The organism is Bradyrhizobium sp. B117, assembly GCF_038969555.1.
Taxonomy (GTDB): Bacteria; Pseudomonadota; Alphaproteobacteria; order Rhizobiales; family Xanthobacteraceae; genus Bradyrhizobium.
This window is the reverse complement of record NZ_CP152414.1, coordinates 5,150,134-5,168,914: the sequence shown is the minus strand read 5'-3', so window position 1 is coordinate 5,168,914 and position 18,781 is coordinate 5,150,134. Positions and strand designations below refer to the sequence as shown.

22 protein-coding genes are annotated in these 18,781 nt (G+C 65.0%); 12 read left to right on the top strand and 10 right to left on the bottom strand.

From position 1 onward, the window contains the following. Positions 1–227: 227 nt before the first annotated feature. Positions 228–512 carry a hypothetical protein gene (locus AAFG16_RS25355; RefSeq protein ID WP_342729716.1) on the bottom strand — a complete coding sequence of 95 codons (285 nt, stop codon included), beginning with the start codon at positions 510–512 and terminating at the stop codon, positions 228–230. Between the two features lie 203 nt (positions 513–715). Between AAFG16_RS25355 and AAFG16_RS25350 the strand changes: the two genes are divergently transcribed. From AAFG16_RS25350 to AAFG16_RS25340, 3 genes are all read left to right on the top strand, one after another. Next, positions 716–1,303, top strand: a complete 588-nt coding sequence (locus tag AAFG16_RS25350; protein WP_342729714.1) for a formyltransferase family protein — start codon at positions 716–718, stop codon at positions 1,301–1,303. A 213-nt stretch (positions 1,304–1,516) separates the two neighbouring features. Further along, positions 1,517–1,867 (top strand): hypothetical protein, encoded by a 351-nt coding sequence (locus AAFG16_RS25345; protein WP_084334320.1) that lies wholly within the window; start codon positions 1,517–1,519, stop codon positions 1,865–1,867. Next, a complete protein-coding gene (locus AAFG16_RS25340) occupies positions 1,812–2,357 on the top strand; it encodes a hypothetical protein (RefSeq protein WP_283079126.1) in 546 nt (181 codons plus the stop codon). Before AAFG16_RS25345 ends, AAFG16_RS25340 begins: the two co-directional genes overlap by 56 nt. A 51-nt stretch (positions 2,358–2,408) precedes the next feature. On the opposite strand, the gene AAFG16_RS25335 is transcribed toward AAFG16_RS25340, so the two are convergent. Then, positions 2,409–2,807: a RidA family protein gene (locus AAFG16_RS25335; protein WP_342729709.1), complete on the bottom strand. Its 399-nt coding sequence runs from the start codon at positions 2,805–2,807 to the stop codon at positions 2,409–2,411. 147 nt (positions 2,808–2,954) lie between these two features. Here AAFG16_RS25335 and AAFG16_RS25330 point away from each other — a divergent pair, with 147 nt between their 5' ends. Continuing rightward, positions 2,955–3,830, top strand: coding sequence for a DMT family transporter (locus AAFG16_RS25330; RefSeq protein WP_342729707.1), 876 nt, complete (start codon positions 2,955–2,957; stop codon positions 3,828–3,830). A 202-nt stretch (positions 3,831–4,032) separates the two neighbouring features. After that, complete coding sequence (locus AAFG16_RS25325) at positions 4,033–5,460, top strand: caspase family protein (protein WP_342729705.1); 1,428 nt, start codon at positions 4,033–4,035, stop codon at positions 5,458–5,460. Between the two features lie 224 nt (positions 5,461–5,684). On the opposite strand, the gene AAFG16_RS25320 is transcribed toward AAFG16_RS25325, so the two are convergent. Both AAFG16_RS25320 and cysK read right to left on the bottom strand, forming a co-directional pair. Then, positions 5,685–5,924, bottom strand: coding sequence for a BrnA antitoxin family protein (locus tag AAFG16_RS25320; protein WP_283079122.1), 240 nt, complete (start codon positions 5,922–5,924; stop codon positions 5,685–5,687). Positions 5,925–5,927: 3 nt separating this feature from the next. After that, complete coding sequence (cysK, locus tag AAFG16_RS25315; protein ID WP_342729702.1) at positions 5,928–6,905, bottom strand: cysteine synthase A; 978 nt, start codon at positions 6,903–6,905, stop codon at positions 5,928–5,930. Between the two features lie 223 nt (positions 6,906–7,128). Here cysK and AAFG16_RS25310 point away from each other — a divergent pair, with 223 nt between their 5' ends. Further along, positions 7,129–7,347 carry a hypothetical protein gene (locus AAFG16_RS25310; protein WP_283079120.1) on the top strand — a complete coding sequence of 73 codons (219 nt, stop codon included), beginning with the start codon at positions 7,129–7,131 and terminating at the stop codon, positions 7,345–7,347. Positions 7,348–7,361: 14 nt separating this feature from the next. Here AAFG16_RS25310 and tgt read toward each other — a convergent pair whose 3' ends face one another. Further along, positions 7,362–8,495 (bottom strand): tRNA guanosine(34) transglycosylase Tgt, encoded by a 1,134-nt coding sequence (tgt, locus tag AAFG16_RS25305; RefSeq protein ID WP_342729700.1) that lies wholly within the window; start codon positions 8,493–8,495, stop codon positions 7,362–7,364. Positions 8,496–8,725: 230 nt separating this feature from the next. Between tgt and AAFG16_RS25300 the strand changes: the two genes are divergently transcribed. The 4 genes from AAFG16_RS25300 (at position 8,726) to AAFG16_RS25285 (ending at position 12,903) form a co-directional block, all read left to right on the top strand. Next, the gene (locus tag AAFG16_RS25300; protein WP_342740965.1) at positions 8,726–9,883 is read left to right on the top strand and encodes a patatin-like phospholipase family protein; all 1,158 of its coding nucleotides are present in this window, start codon (positions 8,726–8,728) and stop codon (positions 9,881–9,883) included. A gap of 130 nt (positions 9,884–10,013) precedes the next feature. Next, positions 10,014–10,796: a TetR/AcrR family transcriptional regulator gene (locus AAFG16_RS25295; protein WP_342729698.1), complete on the top strand. Its 783-nt coding sequence runs from the start codon at positions 10,014–10,016 to the stop codon at positions 10,794–10,796. 250 nt (positions 10,797–11,046) lie between these two features. Next, complete coding sequence (locus tag AAFG16_RS25290) at positions 11,047–11,649, top strand: PepSY domain-containing protein (RefSeq protein ID WP_283079117.1); 603 nt, start codon at positions 11,047–11,049, stop codon at positions 11,647–11,649. 216 nt (positions 11,650–11,865) lie between these two features. After that, the gene (locus tag AAFG16_RS25285) at positions 11,866–12,903 is read left to right on the top strand and encodes an aspartate-semialdehyde dehydrogenase (RefSeq protein WP_342729696.1); all 1,038 of its coding nucleotides are present in this window, start codon (positions 11,866–11,868) and stop codon (positions 12,901–12,903) included. A gap of 108 nt (positions 12,904–13,011) precedes the next feature. Here AAFG16_RS25285 and queA read toward each other — a convergent pair whose 3' ends face one another. The 5 genes from queA to coaD form a co-directional block, all read right to left on the bottom strand. Further along, positions 13,012–14,085, bottom strand: coding sequence for a tRNA preQ1(34) S-adenosylmethionine ribosyltransferase-isomerase QueA (gene queA / locus AAFG16_RS25280; protein WP_342740964.1), 1,074 nt, complete (start codon positions 14,083–14,085; stop codon positions 13,012–13,014). Between the two features lie 121 nt (positions 14,086–14,206). After that, positions 14,207–14,671 carry a peptidylprolyl isomerase gene (locus AAFG16_RS25275; RefSeq protein WP_018642141.1) on the bottom strand — a complete coding sequence of 155 codons (465 nt, stop codon included), beginning with the start codon at positions 14,669–14,671 and terminating at the stop codon, positions 14,207–14,209. Next, entirely contained in the window at positions 14,668–15,078 is a 411-nt protein-coding gene (locus AAFG16_RS25270) for a hypothetical protein (protein WP_342729691.1), read from the bottom strand. Before AAFG16_RS25270 ends, AAFG16_RS25275 begins: the two co-directional genes overlap by 4 nt. A 16-nt stretch (positions 15,079–15,094) precedes the next feature. Continuing rightward, on the bottom strand, positions 15,095–15,670 hold the full coding sequence (locus AAFG16_RS25265) for a peptidylprolyl isomerase (RefSeq protein WP_283079114.1): 576 nt from the start codon (positions 15,668–15,670) through the stop codon (positions 15,095–15,097). Between the two features lie 37 nt (positions 15,671–15,707). Next, the gene (coaD, locus tag AAFG16_RS25260; protein ID WP_283079113.1) at positions 15,708–16,205 is read right to left on the bottom strand and encodes a pantetheine-phosphate adenylyltransferase; all 498 of its coding nucleotides are present in this window, start codon (positions 16,203–16,205) and stop codon (positions 15,708–15,710) included. A 258-nt stretch (positions 16,206–16,463) separates the two neighbouring features. On the opposite strand from coaD, the gene AAFG16_RS25255 reads away from it, so the two are divergent. After that, positions 16,464–16,721: a hypothetical protein gene (locus tag AAFG16_RS25255; RefSeq protein ID WP_342729688.1), complete on the top strand. Its 258-nt coding sequence runs from the start codon at positions 16,464–16,466 to the stop codon at positions 16,719–16,721. A 197-nt stretch (positions 16,722–16,918) separates the two neighbouring features. Further along, the gene (locus tag AAFG16_RS25250) at positions 16,919–18,772 is read left to right on the top strand and encodes a KUP/HAK/KT family potassium transporter (protein WP_342740963.1); all 1,854 of its coding nucleotides are present in this window, start codon (positions 16,919–16,921) and stop codon (positions 18,770–18,772) included. Positions 18,773–18,781: the final 9 nt, after the last annotated feature.

The following is an 18,781-nucleotide window of genomic DNA, read 5'->3' as shown; positions in this document are numbered from 1 at the left end:
GGTTGAGAACGTGTTACCGTTGTATGATTTCGTGGTGCGCGGCATGAAAAAGCCGCTGGCGATCACGCCAGCGGCTTAAGCCGGGTTCGAAAAGGGATCCGGATTGAAATGTCGCCAGCCCCGGTGGACGCTAGTCTAGCGGCGCGCCGGGTGGCCTTCTGTCTGAAAAGAAACACAGGAACCGGCGCATCCGCATTTGCCGTCCGATCGTGGCCGCACGGCAACGCTCAATCGACCACGCAAAAATACTTGCGCGGCCATTTGCGATAGGCGCTGTAGCGGTAATACGGCCGGTAGGCGTAGCCGCGATAGATCGCCGGTGGCTCCTCGCCGTAATAGGCGCCGTGGTAGAAATTATAGGGCAGCCCTTCGGCGCAACGGTAAACGTCCCAGGTCGGGCCGATGAACGGCGCGATGCCGATTTCGGGCGGTATCGCCGGGTACGGCCCGCCGGCCTGCGCCGGAGCCGCCACGATCAGTGCGGCGAGACCAACAAACCACGCGCTTCGCATTCGCTCGCTCCTGGCCCTCAAGGTGCGCCCATGGAAACGCGCCAATGGAAACACCGGTGCGGACGGCCGCGCAATCGCCGAGTTCGGCGCAGTCCCCGCCCGAAGCATTGTTGATAACCGGCCGTAATGCCTCGTGGGTGGTGACAGGATGCTCCAGCGTGTTATCGGGAGTATGACGCAGTTGCGAGAGAGATCGGACACCCATGCGCATTACCCTTGTCGGCTCCCGCCATTTCGGCGTGACCACCCTGAACATGCTCCGGGAGCACGGCTTTCCGGTTGTGCGGGTCGTGGTGGCCGACGCCGAGGATCGCCTCGCTGCGGCCGCCAAGGCGGCCGGGATCGAGGTGGCGGTGCAGACCAATCCCAAGCTGGTGGTCGCCTCCGAAATCGCCCCCGACACCGATCTGATCATCACCGCACACAGCCACGCCCGGATCGGCAAGGACGCCCTCGCCGCCGCGAAGCTCGGCGGGATCGGCTATCATCCCTCGCTGCTGCCGCGACATCGTGGCAAGGCTGCGGTGGAATGGACCATCAAGGAGGGCGATCCGATCGCCGGCGGCACGATCTATCATCTCGCCGACCGCATGGACGCCGGCGCCATCGCCGCCCAGGACTGGTGCTTCGTGAAAAAGGGCGAGACCCCTCGCGAACTTTGGGAGCGCGCCCTCGCCCCCCTGGGCCTCAAGCTGCTGGCCGACGTGATCGACTATGCCAAGGTCCACAAGGCGCTGCCGGCCAAGGTCCAGGACGAGCAGTTCGCGACTTCGGCGCCAAGCCTTTCCTAAGCAGGCCTTTCCTAAGTCCCACCCCTGAGTCTCTCGCCTCACGTTTACAATTAACGTGAGGCCGCATTGATTTTGCTTCGAAAATTGGAGCCGAAAACGCAAATAAACTATTGTTTCCACTGGAACAATTTTCGCTTTGGCATTGCAACAAATTTCCGTCACATTTCGTCCGAATAAGCGTCAGCATCTCAGACACATTCAAGGACGGAATTCATGCGTTTTGGTCGCATCGCGGCGTTCTGTGCCGCTTCAGTTGTCGCCGGCACCCTTGCCGCTCCCGCTTTCGCCCAGAGCCCCTATGACGGCAACTGGCACGTCACCATCGTGACCAAGACCGGCTCCTGCGAGCCCACCGCAAGCTCCATGCTCACCGTCGCCGACGGCAAGATCACCGCGCCCGGCGCTAACGTTTCCGGCACCATCGGCAGCGGGGGACTTGTGAAAGTTTCGATCAATGGTGCATATGCCAACGGTCAACTCAACGGCAACGCCGGATCGGGGAAGTGGAATGGAGCATCTGCAGGCATACCGTGCAGTGGGCGGTGGGAAGCATCGCGCCAATAAACCTATCGAGGCTCGCGCCCGAAACCGGCGGCTGCTGATCGCGGCCGCCGTTTTGTTTGCGGCAGGGCTCGCCCACTCTGAAGGCAAGGCCCAGTCCGGCCCGTTTGCTCCACTGGCGGGTACGTGGAACGGTAGCGGCACCGTGACGCTGGACGACGGCTCGACCGAGCGGATCCGCTGCCGGGCCAAATACGCCCCGATCGGCCCCACCATGGAGATGTCGCTGACCTGCGCCAGCGACGCCTACAAGTTCAACCTCGGCGCCAACGTCAGGGCTGAAGGCGGCGCCATCGCCGGCAGCTGGTCCGAGGCCAGCCGCAACATCTCGGGATCGCTGCAGGGCCGTGGCGCCGGCGGCAATTACGAGCTGGTCGCCTCCACCGCCGGCTTCAACGCCAACATCTCGCTGAAGACGAGTGGCAACAAGCAGAGCGTCGCGATGCGCGCCGACAGCCAGTTCCGCGGCGCCAACATCTCGCTGTCGAAGTAGGACTGTCAGTGATACGACAATCGACCCGGCGTCCGCGCCGGGTCGATTTTTTTATGCGACAGGCACGAACGCGGTGACCTCGATCTCGACCTTGGCGCGCTCGTCGACGAGACCGCCGATATAGAGGAGTGTCGAGGGCGGGAAGTTGCGCCCGAGCGTTTCCTTCCAGGCTGCGCCGATGCCGGCGCCCGCAGCTTCATATTCGCTGCGGCTGGTCAGGTACCAGGTCAGGCGGACGATGTGCTCGGGACCGGCACCGGCCTCGCCCAGGAGCTTGACGATCCGCTTCAGCGCGATCGCAACCTGTGCTGCCATGTCGGGCGCGTAATTGCCGGCCTCGTCGCCGCCGGTCTGGCCGGCCAGCACTACCCATCGGCCAGGCCCCTCCACCTCCACGCCATGAGAAAAGCCGCGCGGTTTTTTCCATTCGGCCGGCTGCAAGATGCGCATGAGCGAAATTCTCCCGTTTTTTGTCGTTGTTCACCCAAGCCTTAGCACGCCATCCTGCATCGCTGCATCCGCAGTTTTGGCCGTTGCAAACCGCGCCGATGTCGCCGATACCGGCCGTCCCCTCACGTTCGATCTCCCGCGCCGCCAATGCCCCCGACACCGTCCAAATCGATGGCTGCACTCTGGATGGCCGGCTGGCTGGCGCTGATGCTGGTCCTGGCGGTGGCCGGGCGCGAGGCCACGCGCGATCTCAACGTCTTCCAAATCATAGAAGTGCGCTCGGTGATCGGGTTCGCGCTGCTGCTGCCGATGATCTACCGGAGCGGTGGCTTCAAGGCGGTCGCGACCAAACGCCTGCCCCAGCACCTCGCCCGCAACGGCGTCCACTATTTCGCACAGCTCGGCTGGTTCTATGCCCTGACGCTGATCGGGATCGGCCAGGTGGTGGCGATCGAATTCACCATGCCGATCTGGACCGCGCTGATGGCCGCAACCTTCCTGTCCGAGCGCATGACCGTCTGGAAGATCGCCGCGGTCGCGCTGGGTGTCGTCGGCGTCGTCATGATCGTGCGTCCCGCCACCAGCGAGATCAATCCGGGCCAGCTGATTGCGCTCGGAGCCGCAATCGGCTTCAGCATCTCCATGATCCTGGCGAAATCGCTGACCAGGACCGAGAGCGCATTGTCGATCCTGTTCTGGATGACCGTGGTGCAGTTTGTCGTAGGCCTGCTGCCGACGCTCTATGTCTGGACCTGGCCGTCAGCCACCCTTTGGGGCTGGCTCTTCGTCATCGGGGTCTGCGGCACATTCTCGCACTACTGCCTCCCCAGCGCGCTCCGCTACGCCGACGCGACGATCGTGGTTCCCATGGACTTCCTGCGGGTTCCGCTGACCGCCACCGCTGGCTGGCTGCTCTATTCCGAACGGCTCGATGCCTGGACCGTCCTCGGCGCAACGCTGATCCTCTGCGGCAATCTCCTGAATTTAAAGCCGGCTTCGCCGGTTCCCGCCCGCGCGCAGTGAACCCAGCGCCGCCTCGCGCGACCAAACAAAGTGGTCGAGCGTGATTTGGATCACTTTGGAGGGGCACTCCATCGTGCACATTCGGCCACACAGCAATGGGTTGAGTGGACCGTACCGCCGTTCTGGTGGCGCGAAGTCGGGCACTTCGTGTAGGTTCGTTGTCGATTTGTTGCTGCCTGCAATTCGATTCTGGGGATTTCAGATGCGCTATCTCACCCTCCTCGCGTCGCTGATGTGCATGGCCTTGTCGGTCAGCGCCGCGAAAGCGGACCGCCGCGTCGCCTTTGTCGTCGGCAACGGCTCCTACAAGAACGTCGCGCAATTGCCGAACCCGCCGATCGACGCCAAGGCGATGGCGGCGACGCTGCGCAATGTCGGCTTCGACGTGATCGAAGGATCCAACCTCAGCCGCGACCAGATGACGGAGAAGCTGCTCGATTTCGGCCGCAAGGCGCAGGGCTCCGACATCGCGCTGTTCTACTATGCCGGCCACGGCATCGCCGTCGGCGGCACCAACTATCTCCTGCCGGTCGACGCCGACATCAAGTCGGAGATGGACGTCAAGCTTGGCGCCGCCATCAACATCGACCTGACGCTCGAGCAGACCATGGGCGATGCCAAGGTCAAGCTCGTGTTCCTCGATGCCTGCCGCGACAATCCGTTCGCCGCCAAGATCAAATCGAACTCGGCAACCCGCAGCGTCAACGTGCAGAGCGGCCTGGCCGAGATGAAGTCCGGCGAAGGCACGCTGATCGCGTTCGCCACCGGTCCGGGCCAGACCGCGCTCGACGGCCAGGAAGGAAACAACAGCCCGTTCACCCGCGCGCTGATCGACAACATCACCAGGCCCGGCGTCGAGATCCAGCAGGCGATGACGTCGGTGCGCGCCCAGGTCAACGAAGAGACCCACAAGGGCCAGCTGCCCTGGGGCCATACCAATCTGATCGGCGCGGTCTATCTCAACCAGGCTCCGACCACCCAGGTTGCGAACGCGGCCCCCACCGCTTCCGGCGTCGTACCGGCGGCAAGCGGCAGCAATGACGGTGTCGAGCTCGAATACTGGCGCTCGGTGAAGGAGAGCAACAAGCCGGAAGAGCTCAACGCCTATCTCGCGGCCTATCCGAACGGCCAGTTCAAAGCGCTCGCGCTGGCGCGGCTCGCCGCGATCAAGAGCGGCCCGTCGACGGCGACCCGCACCCTCAATGCTGGCGTCGATCCCGCAGCCTTCACCGATGAGGCCTCTCAGCTCACCGAGGACCAGATGGGCCTCGACAAGAACCAGCGCCGCGACGTGCAGCGTCGCCTCACCGGGCTTGGCTTCGACACCAAGCAGACCGGCGTGTTCAGCGAGGAGACCCGGTCCGTCATCAAGCGCTGGCAGGCCGCGCGCGGCTATCCTTCGTCGGGCTATCTCAACAGGCCCCAGCATAAGGCCCTGCTCGCCGAGGTCGTGGCCGCGCCGCCGACCGCAAGCGATAACAGCCAGAAGGCGGCCCGCCGTGCCAGCGCCCCCGCGGGCAGCAGCGCGCCGGCACCGGCGCCCCAACGCAGCAGCCCCGGTGATGCGGCCGGCGCAGCCTTCGTCGGCGGTGTCGTCGGCGGCATGATGGGCGGCATGTTCCGCCGCTGAGGCAGGCCAGTTCGCGAAACACAAAAGCCCGGCTCGCGCCGGGCTTTTTTCTTTTGGTCGCACTCAGCAACCTCCGTCATTGCGAGCGCAGCGAAGCAATCCAGATTCTCTCGGCGCCAACAGTCTGGATTGCTTCGTCGCAAGGGCTCCTCGCAATGACGAGGACAGAGATGCGCCGCTCGCGGACGCCTCAGCCCGCGGGCGGGCGGGCAACCGAGCGAGCCTTACTTCCCCGCCGCCTTGCGCAGCGCCTCGTTGATGCGGTCCTGCCAGCCCGGCCCGCCCGCCTGGAAGAACTCCAGCACGTCTTGGTCGATACGCAGTGTGACCTGCTCCCTGACCCCCGGCGCCACGTTCTGCTTCGGTGGCGCCGCGGCGACCTTGGCCGTCACCTTCTTGAATGCCGCTTCGGCCTCGGTTCGCGCGTCACCCAATGTGCGCGGCCGCCTCGGTTGATCCGCCATGTCCTAGATTCCCTCAAACAGAGCCGTCGAAAGATAACGTTCGGAGAACGACGGCACCACCGCAAGGATGGTTTTTCCCGCTGCTTCCGGCCGCTTGCCGATCTGAAGCGCCGCCGCAATCGCCGCGCCCGAGGAGATGCCGCCCGGAATCCCCTCATGCCGCGCCAGCGCGCGCGAGGTCTCGATTGCGCTGGTCGAATTGATCTTCACGATCTCGTCGATCACGGAGCGGTCGAGAATGTCAGGGACGAAGCCCGCGCCGATGCCCTGGATCTTGTGCGGCGTGTGCTGGCCGCCCGACAGCACAGGACTTTCCTCAGGCTCGACCGCAACGACACGCAGCGAAGGCTTGCGCGGCTTCAGCACCTGACCGACGCCGGTGATGGTGCCGCCGGTGCCGACCCCGGCGACGAAGAAATCGATGTCGCCCGCGGTGTCGTTCCAAATCTCCTCCGCGGTGGTGCGGCGATGCACCTCGGGATTGGCGAGGTTCTTGAACTGCTGCGGCATCACCGAGTTCGGCGTCGTCTTCAAGAGCTCCTCGGCGGTCGCGATCGCGCCCTTCATGCCCTGCGCGGCCGGCGTCAGCACCAGCTCGGCGCCGAGGAAGGCCAGCATCTTGCGCCGCTCGATCGACATCGATTCCGGCATCACCAGCTTGAGCCGGTAGCCGCGCGACGCCGCGACGAAAGCGAGCGCGATGCCGGTGTTGCCGGAGGTCGGCTCGATCAGCACGGTGTCGGGCTTGACGATGCCGGCCTTCTCCATCGCGATGATCATGGCCGCGCCGATGCGGTCCTTCACGCTCGCGGCAGGGTTGAAATATTCAAGTTTTGCCAAAATGGTCGCGTTCACGCCATGCATGCCCGGCAGGCGGCGCAAGCGCACGATCGGCGTGTCGCCAAAGGCCTCGACGATCGAAGAATAGATCCGGCCGCGGCCGGGTTGGTGCGCTGCACCCGTCTGGGACGATGCGTCCATGATGAACTCCCTGTGGCGACAATTCGCGCTTCTTTCACGGCTCTTGCGCAATTACGGACAGCTTGCGACGGCACGCAAGCGGCAATGCGGCACATGTTAAATACGCTGCATCGCAAAATCGCGTGAGCTGTAATTAGCAGAAAACCAACGCATTTGTGTTGCGACCTCGTCAACTGATTCTGCTTATGTTAGACTTAGGTCTCAAAGCAGGGAGGTCACCACGATGTCAGCAGTTGCTGAAGTGTTGTCGACCGTCGCGCATCATCGCGATCCGCGTTGTAGCGAATTGCCCACCTGTCCCGTCTGCGCTGACTCCATGGTCGCCGCCGAAGCATCTGCCTACGTCTCGGACCAAATGATCTCCTATCTCTGGACCTGCGACAATTGCGGCTACGGCTTCGTGACCAAGCACGCCGTCAAGCAGCGGATTGTCTGCAACTGACGTTGCGCCATTGATCAGCGCGGGGCGATGTCGCCCCTCGCCCAGTCCTCGCGCGTACGCTGATAGAACGCCTCGAACGTTCCATGTGCGATCGCGTCCCTGATGCCCTGCATCAGGAACTGGTAGTAGGCGATGTTGATTTCGGACAGCAGCATCGCCCCCAGCGTCTCGCCGGCCTTGACGAGATGATGCAGATAGGCGCGTGCGTAGTTGCGCGCCGACGGCCACGTGCTCTCCTCATCGAGCGGGCGCGGATCGTCGGCGTGGCGCGCGTTGCGCAGATTGACCTGGCCGAAACGCGTGAAGGCGACGCCGTGGCGGCCATTGCGCGTCGGCATCACGCAATCGAACATGTCGACGCCGCGCTTCACCGCCTCGAGAATGTCGTCGGGCGTGCCGACACCCATCAGATAGCGCGGCCGCTCGGTCGGCAGCGCCGGCGCGGTCTCGTCGATCATCGCCAGCATCACCGCCTGAGGCTCGCCGACGGCGAGGCCGCCGATCGCATAGCCGTGAAACCCCATCTCGACGAGGCCCTGCGCGCTGGCGTGACGAAGCTGCGGGATGTCGCCGCCCTGGACGATGCCGAACAGCATGTAGCCGTCGGGTGCGCTTTCGAAGGCGCGCTTTGAGCGCTCGGCCCAGCGCAGCGACAGCCGCATCGCGCGGTCGATGTCGTCACGCTCGGCCGGCAGCCGCACGCATTCGTCCATCTGCATGGCGATGTCGGAGCCGAGGAAGCGCTGCACCTCGATCGAGCGCTCCGGCGACAATTCGACCTTGGCGCCGTCGATATGCGAGCGGAAGGTCACGGCGTGCTCGCTGACCTTGCGTAAGTCGGCCAGCGACATCACCTGGAAGCCGCCGGAATCCGTCAGCATCGGCCCGTTCCATCCGGTGAATTTCTGCAAGCCGCCGAGCGCCGCGATCCGCTCGGCGCCGGGACGCAGCATCAGGTGATAGGTGTTGCCGAGCACGATGTCGGCGCCGGCATCGCGCACCTCGCGCCAGTGCATGCCCTTCATGGCGCCGGCGGTTCCGACCGGCATGAAGGCGGGCGTGCGCACCACACCATGCGGCGTGGTCAGGCGCCCGGTGCGGGCGGAGCCATCGGTGGCGAGCAGTTCGAAATGATTGGGTAGAGTCATGGCCGTGCTTATTGCGTGTCGGACGAGGCCGATCAACCGCTCAGGCCGCGCTATGCGCCAGACTGGGACACAATCGACGCGGATATTACCGTCCGCCGCGCTTGTTAAATAAAACGATACAGTGTAGTTTTACCCTGGGGCTGGACGGGATGCCGCGGCAAAATTGCCGGCGGCCATAGATGCGTGATCGCCAGCCACCGACAATGTCCCCCGCTTCATGTTCGACCGAGATGTTCGGCCCCGCGCGCGGCTGGATCAGGCAGCAAGGTGCCCGCCTGACTGGAATCCTGGCCCTGGCGTGCAGCCTGGCGCTCGGAGCCTGCACCTCCCTGCCCCGCACGCCCTATACGGCAGCCGAGGCGAGCGCATCGCGTGTGCTCGATATCGACGGCCTCAGGCGCTACGCCGACGAGCCGGTCACGAAATTCAGTTTCGAGAAGGACACCAGCACCGCGGCGAAAACCTATCTGGCGCTCTCCGGCGGCGGCGCCGACGGCGCCTATGGCGTCGGCGTGCTCAACGGCTGGACCGCGGCCCGAACCCGTCCGACCTTCTCGGTCGTCTCGGGCGTGAGCACCGGCGGCCTGATCGCGCCGTTTGCGTTTCTGGGGTCGCAATACGACGACACGCTGAAAGAGGTCTACACCAGCGGCATCGCGGAGAGCCTCCTGAACGATCCCAGCATCATACGCGTGCTGTTCGGATCCGGCCTGTTCGGCAACACGCGGCTGCGCGAGCTGGTCGCCCGCTATGTCGGGCCGGAAATCCTGGCGCAGGTCGCGCGCGAGAATGCCAAGGGCCGAAGGCTGCTGGTGGTCACTACCGATCTCGACACCCAGCGGACCGCCATCTGGGACATGGGCAAGATCGCCGCGGTCGGCACGCCCGAGGCGCTCAAGCTGTTTCGCGACGTGATGGCGGCCTCCGCCAGCATTCCGCTGGTGTTTCCGCCGATCATGATCGACGCCGAAGGCCAGGGCCGCAAATTTCAGGAGATGCATGTCGACGGCGGCGTGACCGCCCCGGTGCTGACGCTGCCGGAGGCCCTGCTGTTCCAGGGCAGCCGCTTGCCGGGCACCGCGAAGATGGACATCTACATCCTCGTCAACAAGAAGATCGAACGCAATTTCGAGCTGGTGTCCAACGGCACCATCGACGTCGCCTCGCGCAGCCTGTCGGCGATCACACAGTCGCAGACGCGTTCGATTATCTTCTCCACCTATGATTTCGCCAAGCGCAATCGCCTCGGCTTCCATCTCTCCTACATCGCGCGCGATTATCCCGCGCCTCCTTCCGAAGGGTTCGACACCGCCTATATGCGGGCACTGTACCAGTACGGATATGAGAAGGCGGCGGCGGGCGAGGCCTGGACCTCGACGCTCCCATGAGCACGCCGTGACGGAACGAGGTCGTATCGAGACCGTTGACGATACGGCCAATTCGGCCAGATTCGCGATGACGCCCTCGCTCCCGCGCGATATAGAGCGAATGACAGGCAACGCGCAGGAATCATTGGGCATGGGATTGACTGCGACCAGGACCAGATCGGCAGCGCAACGGCGCGAGGTGCCGAAATCGCGCGGCGGCCGGCCGACCAAAACCGCCGCGATCGAGCGCGACCAGCGGCTGATCGAGGTCGCCACCCGCCTGTTCCTGGACCGCGGTTTTGATGCGACCTCGCTCGATGCGGTCGCAGAAGCGGCGCGGGTCAGCAAGCCCACCGTCTATTCCCGTTACGGCGACAAGCGCGGCCTGTTTGCCGCCGTGCTGAGGCGTGAGATCGAGCGCTGGCTGGCGCCGCTGTCGGCAGCGGCGGAGACCCAGCTCTCCAGCGCCTCGGATATCTCTGTCGAGCAGCGCCTGGTCGAGATCGGGCGCGAGATGCTGACCTTCACCTGCGGATCCGATGCCGTCGCCTTCAGCCGCATGATGACGTCACAGGCCATCAACTTCCCCGACGTCGCCAAGCTCGGCAAGGAGGAAGGCTGGCTCAAGGCGGTCGCCACCACGGCGCGCTTCTTCGACCATCTGGTGGCGCAGGGCGCGCTGGACGTCGAAGACACCACGATCGCAGCGGAAGTGTTCCTCGACGTCGTTGCCGGTCACACCCACCGCATGGCGACGTTCGGAATGTCGCTGGAACTGAAGGCCGCCGAGAAACGCATGCGCGCCGCGATCAAGCTGTTCCTGGCCGGTGCGCTCGGACCTGCGGATCGCGTCCACGACGCGGCCAAAGATGGTGCCAAGGATGGTGCCAAGGACGCCGCTAAGAGCCCGCAACGGCGCCGCCCCTCCCGCTGACAATTCCGTGAGCTCGCGATCTATCCCCAACGGGGCCGCGCTCTCGCCATTGACCAAAACAAAACGATACGGTATGGTTTAATTATAAGGCGATGCGGACCACTTTTTCACCAGCCCCAAAGGGGTCCGCCGCGCTTTGATCGCCGCGACGGGTACAGCCCGCCACGACGTTCAGCGGCCGACCGATGCCCAAGGTCGGCCGCGTCTTCTCTGAGTGACCAAGCCCGCTCGCCGACCAAAGGTTTCGAGCATGACGACAGCCACACGATGGACCTTGCCGCTACTGGCGATCAGCCTGTCCGCGCTCCTTCTTGCCGCGCCCGCGCGCGCGATCGTGACCACTGGGACGCCGACCGCCCTTCCCAGCGACACAGATGGTGATGCCGAGGCCGACCGCCAAGCGGTCAGCCGCGAGATCGAACGCTTCCGCAGCTCGTCGATCTCGATCAGCCAGGCCATGGCGATCGCGGAGGCCCGTCACGCCGGCGCCACCACCGCCGATGTGAGCTTCGACGGCGGCTCCGGCGTGCCAGTGTATCGGGTGAAGACCCTGCACAACGACCGGATCTGGCGCCATACCATCAACGCCAGGACCGGCGAGCTCGTCGGCGGCGAGGCTGCCCTCCCCCTTGCCGAGCTGGACCTCGAGGACCGCGACAACCTCGCAGCGCTCGGCGCGATCAGGCACCGCCTCGCCGACGCCGTACGCGTCGCCGAGCGCGCGGCCTCAGGCAAGGCGATCAGCGGCGGCCTCGTGCGCGAACGCGGCCGGCTGAATTTTTCGATCGTCGTCGTCAGCGGCGACGACCTCAAGGAGGTCACCCTCGAGCCGCCCGGCGCCCGGGCCAAATAACTCCGCCACAATCCCGCCGAAAAGCCATTGACGGGCGCAAGACTCTCCCGCATAAGTCGCCGCCATGTTCACGACCACCAAACGCACGACCAAAACCACCACGGCCTTCGGGGCCCGGGGAGGCGTGCGCGCGTAGTCGTCGACTAAAACGCATCAGCTCTACCGAAGCCCCGCCCTCGATGGTCAGGGGCTTTTTTGTTGTCTCAATCGATCTCAATGGAGGACACAGTGAGTAACGATCCCGTCGTCGCGATTGTCGGCGTCACCGGTGCGGTGGGCGCCGAATTCATCGCCACCATGGACAAGCGCGGTTTTCGTGTCGGCAAGCTCAAGGCGCTGGCGAGCGCCCGCTCCGCCGGCAAGACGGTGTCGTTCCGCGGCCAGACCGTCGTCATCGAGGAGCTGACCGAGCGCGCCTTCGAGGGCGTCGATATCGCGCTGTTCTCCGCCGGCAGCGGCATCTCGAAGAAGTTCGCGCCGATCGCGGTCAAGGCCGGCGCCGTCGTCGTCGACAATTCCTCGGCCTTCCGCATGGATCCGAACGTGCCGCTGGTGATCCCCGAGGTGAACGGCAACCGCATCCGCGACCACAAGGGCATCATCGCCAACCCGAACTGCGCCGCGATCACCGCGCTGGTGCCGCTCTGGCCGATCCACCAGAAGAACCGCATCAAGCGCGTCATCATCTCGACGTACCAGGCGGCCTCAGGCGCCGGCGCTGCCGCGATGGAGGAACTCGTCGAATCCACCCGCGCCAATCTCAACGGGCAGGTCTATACGCCCAAGGTGATGCCGCACCCCTACGCCTTCAATCTCTTCAACCACAACACCGCGGTCGACCCCGAGACCGGCTACAACGACGAAGAGACCAAGGTCATCAAGGAGACCCGCAAGATCTTCGAGGACGAGAAGATCGCCATCGGCGTCACCTGCGTCCGCGTGCCGGTGCTGCGCGCGCATTGCGAGGCCATCACCTTCGAATGCGAGAAGGAGATCACCGAGGACCAGGTCCGCGCCATCATGGCGCAGGCGCCCGGCGTGAAGATCGTCGATGACCGCGCGAAGAATTACTTCCCGATGCCGATCGACGCCTCGGGCCAGGACGACGTCCTGGTCGGCCGCATCCGCAAGGACCTCAGCGATCCTAGCGGCCATTCGATCTCGATGTTCGTCGCGGCCGACCAGCTGCTCAAGGGCGCCGCGCTGAATGCCGTGCAGATCGCCGAGCTGCTGCCGCAGCGGGTGATGGCGTAATCAGCATCGCAGCGACCGGTATCGTAGGGTGGGCAAAGCGAAGCGTGCCCACCTTTACGTCCCGTGCACTCTTGATGGTGGGCACGGCGCTGTGCGCCTTTGCCCACCCTACGGCACCGCCCGAAACAGCAGGCACGCATCTCCATACGAGTAGAACCGGTACTCGCTCGCGATCGCGTGCGCGTAGGCCTGCTTCATCGTGTCCAGGCCGGCGAATGCCGACACCAGCATGAACAGGGTCGACTTCGGCAGGTGGAAGTTCGTCATCAGCACGTCGACGGCGCGGAAGCGGTATCCGGGCGTGATGAAGATCGAGGTTTCCGCCGCGAACGGCTGAATTGTGCCGTCCTCGCTGGCCGCGCTCTCCAGCAGCCTTAGCGACGTTGTGCCGACCGCAACGATGCGGCCGCCGTTCCTCCGCACGCTGTTGAGCCGCTCGGCCGTCTCGGCCGAGATGGTGCCCCACTCGGCATGCATCTTGTGGCCTTCGGTGTCGTCCACCTTCACGGGGAGGAACGTCCCTGCCCCGACATGCAGCGTGATCCGGTTGATGCCGACGCCGCGCTCGCGCAGCGCCTGTTCCAGTGCCGCCGTGAAATGCAGGCCCGCAGTGGGCGCTGCGACCGCGCCTTCGTTGACCGCGAACATGGTCTGGTAGTCGGCGAGGTCTTGATCGTCGGGCGTACGCTTCGAGGCGATGTAGGGCGGCAGCGGCGGGCTGCCGAGATCGGCGATCGCCTGATCCAGCGCGGGGCCGTGGAACGAGAACGACAGCGTCACCTCGCCTTCGGTACCCTTGGCCTCGACCTCGGCATCGAGATGGCCGAGCAGGCAGACCTTGCCCTCATTGCCGAAGCGGATGCGGTCGCCGGCAGTGAGCTTCTTCGCCGGCTTCACCAGCGCCTGCCAGCGCGAGCCGTCGAGCCGCTTGATCAGCGTCGCCTCGATCTTCGGCTCGGTCTCGCGGCCGATGCGGCGGCCCTTCAACTGCGCCGCGATGACCTTGGTGTCGTTGACGACGAGCTGGTCGCCCGGCCTCAGCCATTGTGCGAGGTCGGCGATGGTCTGGTCGCGCAACGCGCCGTTCTCCACGACCAGCATCCTCGCGGAGTCGCGCGGGCTCGCCGGGCGCAAGGCGATGCGCTCGGGCGGCAGGTCGAAATCGAAGAGATCGGTGCGCATGCCCTCGAACTTGTCATCGCCCGCGCAGGCGGGCGATCCAGTACTCACTATCTCAGTCGTAACCACCGCCGGTGATTACTGGATGCCCCGCCTGCGCGGGGCATGACACCGGCAAAACCGCTTATTCCTTATCCGCCGCCATGCGCGCCTTGACGATCTTGTCGGGGTTCTGCACCGGCTCGCCGCGCTTGATCTTGTCGACGTTCTCCATGCCCTCGGTGACCTTGCCCCACACCGTGTACTGGTTGTCGAGGAAGCGAGCATCGTCGAAGCAGATGAAGAACTGGCTGTCGCCGGAATCGGGGTTGGCGGCGCGGGCCATCGAGGCGGTGCCGCGCACGTGCGGCTCCTTGTTGAACTCGGCCTTCAGCTTCTTGCCGGAGCCGCCGGTGCCGGTGCCGTGCGGGCAGCCGGTCTGCGCCATGAAGCCCTCGATGACGCGGTGGAACACGATGCCATCATAGAATCCCTCGCGGACCAGCTCCTTGATGCGCGCGACATGGCCGGGCGCGAGGTCAGGCCGCATCTCGATGGTGACGGGGCCCTGCGTGGTCTCGAGGATCAATGTGTTTTCGGTGACGCTCATGCTCGTCTCTCTTGCGTTGGGGGTGAAGTCTTCCGTCTGCGGATCGGGATTACGAAGGGACGCCCCGCGGCGGCGCCAGCCATTGCATCGGTAAATGGCAACGGCGTGCAGCGTTGCAATGTCTCCATCACCGCAATGCGGTACTGCAGCCGGTCCTCGTCGGAGGCCTCCGCGGACTCATAGGAAATTCGCGGATGGCCCAAAATGTTTCCGGCCCGGTTAAAGCTCACGATGACGGTGATGTCGATAGGGCGGGCCTTGGCCGGCGGCGGCGGTTTCCAGCAGGTTTGCAGATACCTGGAGATATCAGCGATGGTATTGACCTTCGCGTCCTCGGCAGCCGCGCTGGAGACGCCGAGGAGCAGCGCCGCGGCAATCAGCACAAGCCTGTTGCCGCAGCGCGCCATGGCGTTCTCCTGTGTCCTATTTGATGTCGGAGGCGACCTGCACCTTCACCATCTTGTCGGGATCGGTGACGGTGCCGCCGGGGGAGCCGGGCGGAGCCTTCTTCAGCTTGTCGACGACGTCCATGCCCTGCACGACCTCGCCGATCACGGTGTACTGGTTATCGAGGCTGCCGCCGTCGGCGAACATGATGAAGAACTGCGAGTTGGCGCTGTCGACGCTGTCGCCGCGCCGGGCCATGCCGACGATGCCGCGCGCGAAGTGCACCTTGGAGAATTCCTGCTTCAGGTTCGGATATTTCGAGCCGCCGGTGCCGTTGCCGTTCTGGCCGTCGCCGGTCTGGGCCATGAAGCCGTCCATGACGCGGTGGAACGGCACGTTGTTGTAGAAGCCCTCGCGCGCGAGCTGCTTGAGGCGCTCGGCGTGCTGGGGCGCGATGTCGGTGCGCAGCTTGATGACGATGCGGCCCTTGGTGGTGTCGATGACGAGCGCATTGGCCTTGTCGAGGTTCGCCGGCAGCTGCTGCGCCATCGCCGGCGCTGCACTGAAGAGCGCGACGAACATCGTGGCAAGAATTGCGAGACGACGGATCATGAAAACTCCGGATCAGGTGAGATGAAACAGCGCGCCGTTATCCGGCGAATTTGGCCTTGAGCAGGTTTGCGACGAGCGGCGGTACGAAGGCCGAGACATCTCCGCCCATGCCGGCGATCTGACGCACCAATGTGCCGGTAATCGGGCGGACCAGCGGAGAGGCCGGCAGGAAGACGGTTTGCACCTCGGGCGCCATGGTGCCGTTCATGCCGGCGAGCTGCATCTCGTAGTCGAGATCGGTGCCGTCGCGCAGACCCCGGATCATGATGGTCGCACCGTATTTGCGCGCCGCGGTGACCGCGAGATCGTCGTAGGTCACAGCCTCGAGCGTGCAGCCGCCTTGGGCTGCCACCGGCCCGCAGACGTCATGGAGCATCTTGAGCCGCTCCTCGGTCGAAAACAGCGGCTTCTTGCCGGGGTGGATCCCGACCGCGACCACCAGCCGGTCGCACAGCGGGGCGCTGCTCCGGACCACGTCCAGATGGCCGTTGGTGATGGGGTCGAAGGAACCTGGGTAGAAGGCAATGCGCGGCATGGCCACGTCCTACCGCGCCCGGCCCGGCCCGGCAAGCCGGACAGGTTCCCTGCCCGTTCAGCGCGGATTCTGCGGCCTATCCTGTCGGCTGCGGCCCGTTTGTTTCGTCCTCGGGGCGGCCACGAAACAAAACGGAGCGCGAACGAAACCATTTCCGACATCCGCGAAGACGTCCGGAAACTGGCCATGGTTACTAATCCGCCCAACAAACGACGGGCCGCACACTGGGCGTCGCGGCCGCATCACAGGGGACTGTCAATGATCAAGGCTCTCTCGGCCATCGCCATCTCTGCGTGTGTTGCTGCCGCCCTCACCCTCCTGCCAGGCTTTGCCCCGAAGGTCGAGGCCAGCGTCCCGCAGCCGCTCGCCAAGAGCGACCGTCTCGACATCCGCACCATCGGCAAGGACTGTTCGCAGCAGACCTGGCCGAATTTCGAAGCCTCCTGCCTGCGCCGCGCCGGCACCAAGGCCGACGTCCGCGAGGCGCGCCTCGTGACCGCCGATCGCACGCCGTAGTTGCGGTTGTCAGCTTCGCGTCAGAAAAGCTTACTGATATAAATTTCATGGAAATTTGCGACGTCTCGTCGCAGACTGTCTGATGTTCGCGCCCGTCGGAATGGCCCGCCGGGCGCGATCCCATCGGGGGGTCGCCATTGTCCAGTACGCCCGCAGTCGCCTCCGGCCACCATCATCCTGATCCGCTGCCACTTGCCATGACCATGGGCGCCCTCGGGGTGGTCTATGGCGATATCGGCACCAGCCCCCTTTACGCCCTGAAGGAAGCCGCCAAGGCGGCGGCCCATGGCGGCACCCTAAGTCACGACGCTGTCCTGGGGGTTGCCTCGCTGATCCTCTGGGCGCTGCTGCTGATCATCTCGCTCAAATACGCGCTGCTGATCCTGCGCGCCGACAATCGCGGCGAAGGCGGCATCGTTGCGCTGCTGGCCCTGCTCCATGCCCGCCACGCCCAGGCCGGCACCTGGCGCGCGCATCTGCTCGTCGTCGGTCTCGTCGGCGCCGCCCTGCTCTATGGCGACGGCGCGATCACGCCGGCGATCTCGGTGCTCTCAGCCATCGAGGGCCTCAAGGTCGACGCGCCCTCGCTCGCGCCCGTCGTGGTGCCCATCACCGTGGCCATCCTGATCGGGCTGTTCATGATGCAGAAGCAGGGCACCGGCTTCATCGGCCGCATTTTCGGACCGGTGATGCTGGCCTGGTTCGTCGCGCTGGCCGCGCTCGGCATCCACGGCATCGTCAAGGCGCCGGCGGTGCTGGCCGCGCTCAGCCCGTTCTATGCCTTCGACTTCCTGATCCACCAGGATTTTCATATCTCGTTCGCTATCCTCGGCGCCGCCTTCCTCGCGGTGACCGGCGGCGAAGCCATGTATGCCGACATGGGGCATTTCGGCCGCTTCCCGATCCGGCTTGCCTGGTTCGCGATCTGCCTGCCGGCGCTGGTGCTGAACTATTTCGGCCAGGCCGCGCTGCTGATCACCGACCCCAGCATGATCGAGAATCCGTTCTTCCAGCTCTGCCCTGATTTCCTGCACTATCCGCTGGTCGCGTTCTCGGCGGTCGCGACCGTGATCGCCTCGCAGGCGATCATCTCCGGCGTGTTCTCGCTGACCCAGCAGTCGATCCAGCTCGGCTTCCTGCCGCGCATGCAGATCCGCCACACCACCAGCGATGCGATCGGCCAGATCTACGTGCCGCTGGTGAACTGGCTGCTCGCCGCCGCCACGCTCGGCGCGGTGCTGAGCTTCGGCACCTCCGACGCGCTCGCCGGCGCCTATGGCATCGCGGTCTCGCTGCTGATGGCGATCACGACGCTGCTCGCGGCCCTGGTCGCGATCCAGTGGGGCTATTCGCCCTGGCTCGTGGTCGCCGTGAACGGCTTCTTCTTCATCATCGACGTGATCTTCTTCTCCGCGAATTCGATCAAGCTGTTCGAGGGCGGCTGGTTTCCGCTGCTGCTCGCGGCCCTCGTCGCCTTCCTGATGCTGACCTGGCGCGCCGGCGTGAAGCTGGTCGAGGCGGCCCGCGCCCGGCTGCGCCAGCCCGAGGAGGACCTGATTGAGACCGCCGTCAACAAATGCAGCGCAAGGCTCCCCGGCACCGCCGTGTTCCTGGCGTCGGCGGCGCGCGGCGTGCCGCTCGCGCTGACCCAGTTCGTCAAGCACAATCGCGTGCTGCATGAACGCGTGCTGCTGGTCACCGTGCTGATCGAGGAATCCCCGCACATTCCCGATGAGGAACGCGCCGAGGTGATCGAGATCATCCCCGGTATCACCCGCGTGGTCCTGCATTACGGCTTCATGCAGAACCCGACCATCTACGAAGGGCTGACCCTCACGTGCCGGCAGGGCAAGCTGCCCGGCATCGACCTCGCCGACATCACCTATTACGTCGGCCGCGAGACCATCATCCCGCGCGAGGATGTCCCGGGCATGTGGGTCTGGCGCGAAGGCCTGTTCGCCTTCCTGCAGCGCAACGCCGAACGCTCGGCCGCGTTCTTCGGCGTGCCGACCAAGCAGGTGGTGGAGTTCGGGACGGAGCTGGAGATTTAGGGCGTCGGT

Bases quoted from the DNA above. Each gene is read 5' to 3' on its own strand.
- AAFG16_RS25285 (WP_342729696.1), top strand. From the start codon at position 11,866: ATGGAGGACACAGTGAGTAACGATCCCGTCGTCGCGATTGTCGGCGTC.
- AAFG16_RS25270 (WP_342729691.1), bottom strand. From the start codon at position 15,078: ATGGCGCGCTGCGGCAACAGGCTTGTGCTGATTGCCGCGGCGCTGCTC.
- AAFG16_RS25340 (WP_283079126.1), top strand. From the start codon at position 1,812: ATGGAGCATCTGCAGGCATACCGTGCAGTGGGCGGTGGGAAGCATCGC.
- AAFG16_RS25250 (WP_342740963.1), top strand. From the start codon at position 16,919: ATGACCATGGGCGCCCTCGGGGTGGTCTATGGCGATATCGGCACCAGC.
- AAFG16_RS25290 (WP_283079117.1), top strand. From the start codon at position 11,047: ATGACGACAGCCACACGATGGACCTTGCCGCTACTGGCGATCAGCCTG.
- queA (WP_342740964.1), bottom strand. From the start codon at position 14,085: ATGCGCACCGATCTCTTCGATTTCGACCTGCCGCCCGAGCGCATCGCC.
- AAFG16_RS25320 (WP_283079122.1), bottom strand. From the start codon at position 5,924: ATGGCGGATCAACCGAGGCGGCCGCGCACATTGGGTGACGCGCGAACC.
- AAFG16_RS25350 (WP_342729714.1), top strand. From the start codon at position 716: ATGCGCATTACCCTTGTCGGCTCCCGCCATTTCGGCGTGACCACCCTG.
- AAFG16_RS25345 (WP_084334320.1), top strand. From the start codon at position 1,517: ATGCGTTTTGGTCGCATCGCGGCGTTCTGTGCCGCTTCAGTTGTCGCC.
- AAFG16_RS25255 (WP_342729688.1), top strand. From the start codon at position 16,464: ATGATCAAGGCTCTCTCGGCCATCGCCATCTCTGCGTGTGTTGCTGCC.
- AAFG16_RS25300 (WP_342740965.1), top strand. From the start codon at position 8,726: ATGTTCGGCCCCGCGCGCGGCTGGATCAGGCAGCAAGGTGCCCGCCTG.
- AAFG16_RS25330 (WP_342729707.1), top strand. From the start codon at position 2,955: ATGCCCCCGACACCGTCCAAATCGATGGCTGCACTCTGGATGGCCGGC.
- AAFG16_RS25355 (WP_342729716.1), bottom strand. From the start codon at position 512: ATGCGAAGCGCGTGGTTTGTTGGTCTCGCCGCACTGATCGTGGCGGCT.
- AAFG16_RS25275 (WP_018642141.1), bottom strand. From the start codon at position 14,671: ATGAGCGTCACCGAAAACACATTGATCCTCGAGACCACGCAGGGCCCC.
- AAFG16_RS25310 (WP_283079120.1), top strand. From the start codon at position 7,129: ATGTCAGCAGTTGCTGAAGTGTTGTCGACCGTCGCGCATCATCGCGAT.
- cysK (WP_342729702.1), bottom strand. From the start codon at position 6,905: ATGGACGCATCGTCCCAGACGGGTGCAGCGCACCAACCCGGCCGCGGC.
- AAFG16_RS25295 (WP_342729698.1), top strand. From the start codon at position 10,014: ATGGGATTGACTGCGACCAGGACCAGATCGGCAGCGCAACGGCGCGAG.
- AAFG16_RS25265 (WP_283079114.1), bottom strand. From the start codon at position 15,670: ATGATCCGTCGTCTCGCAATTCTTGCCACGATGTTCGTCGCGCTCTTC.
- AAFG16_RS25325 (WP_342729705.1), top strand. From the start codon at position 4,033: ATGCGCTATCTCACCCTCCTCGCGTCGCTGATGTGCATGGCCTTGTCG.
- AAFG16_RS25335 (WP_342729709.1), bottom strand. From the start codon at position 2,807: ATGCGCATCTTGCAGCCGGCCGAATGGAAAAAACCGCGCGGCTTTTCT.
- tgt (WP_342729700.1), bottom strand. From the start codon at position 8,495: ATGACTCTACCCAATCATTTCGAACTGCTCGCCACCGATGGCTCCGCC.
- coaD (WP_283079113.1), bottom strand. From the start codon at position 16,205: ATGCCGCGCATTGCCTTCTACCCAGGTTCCTTCGACCCCATCACCAAC.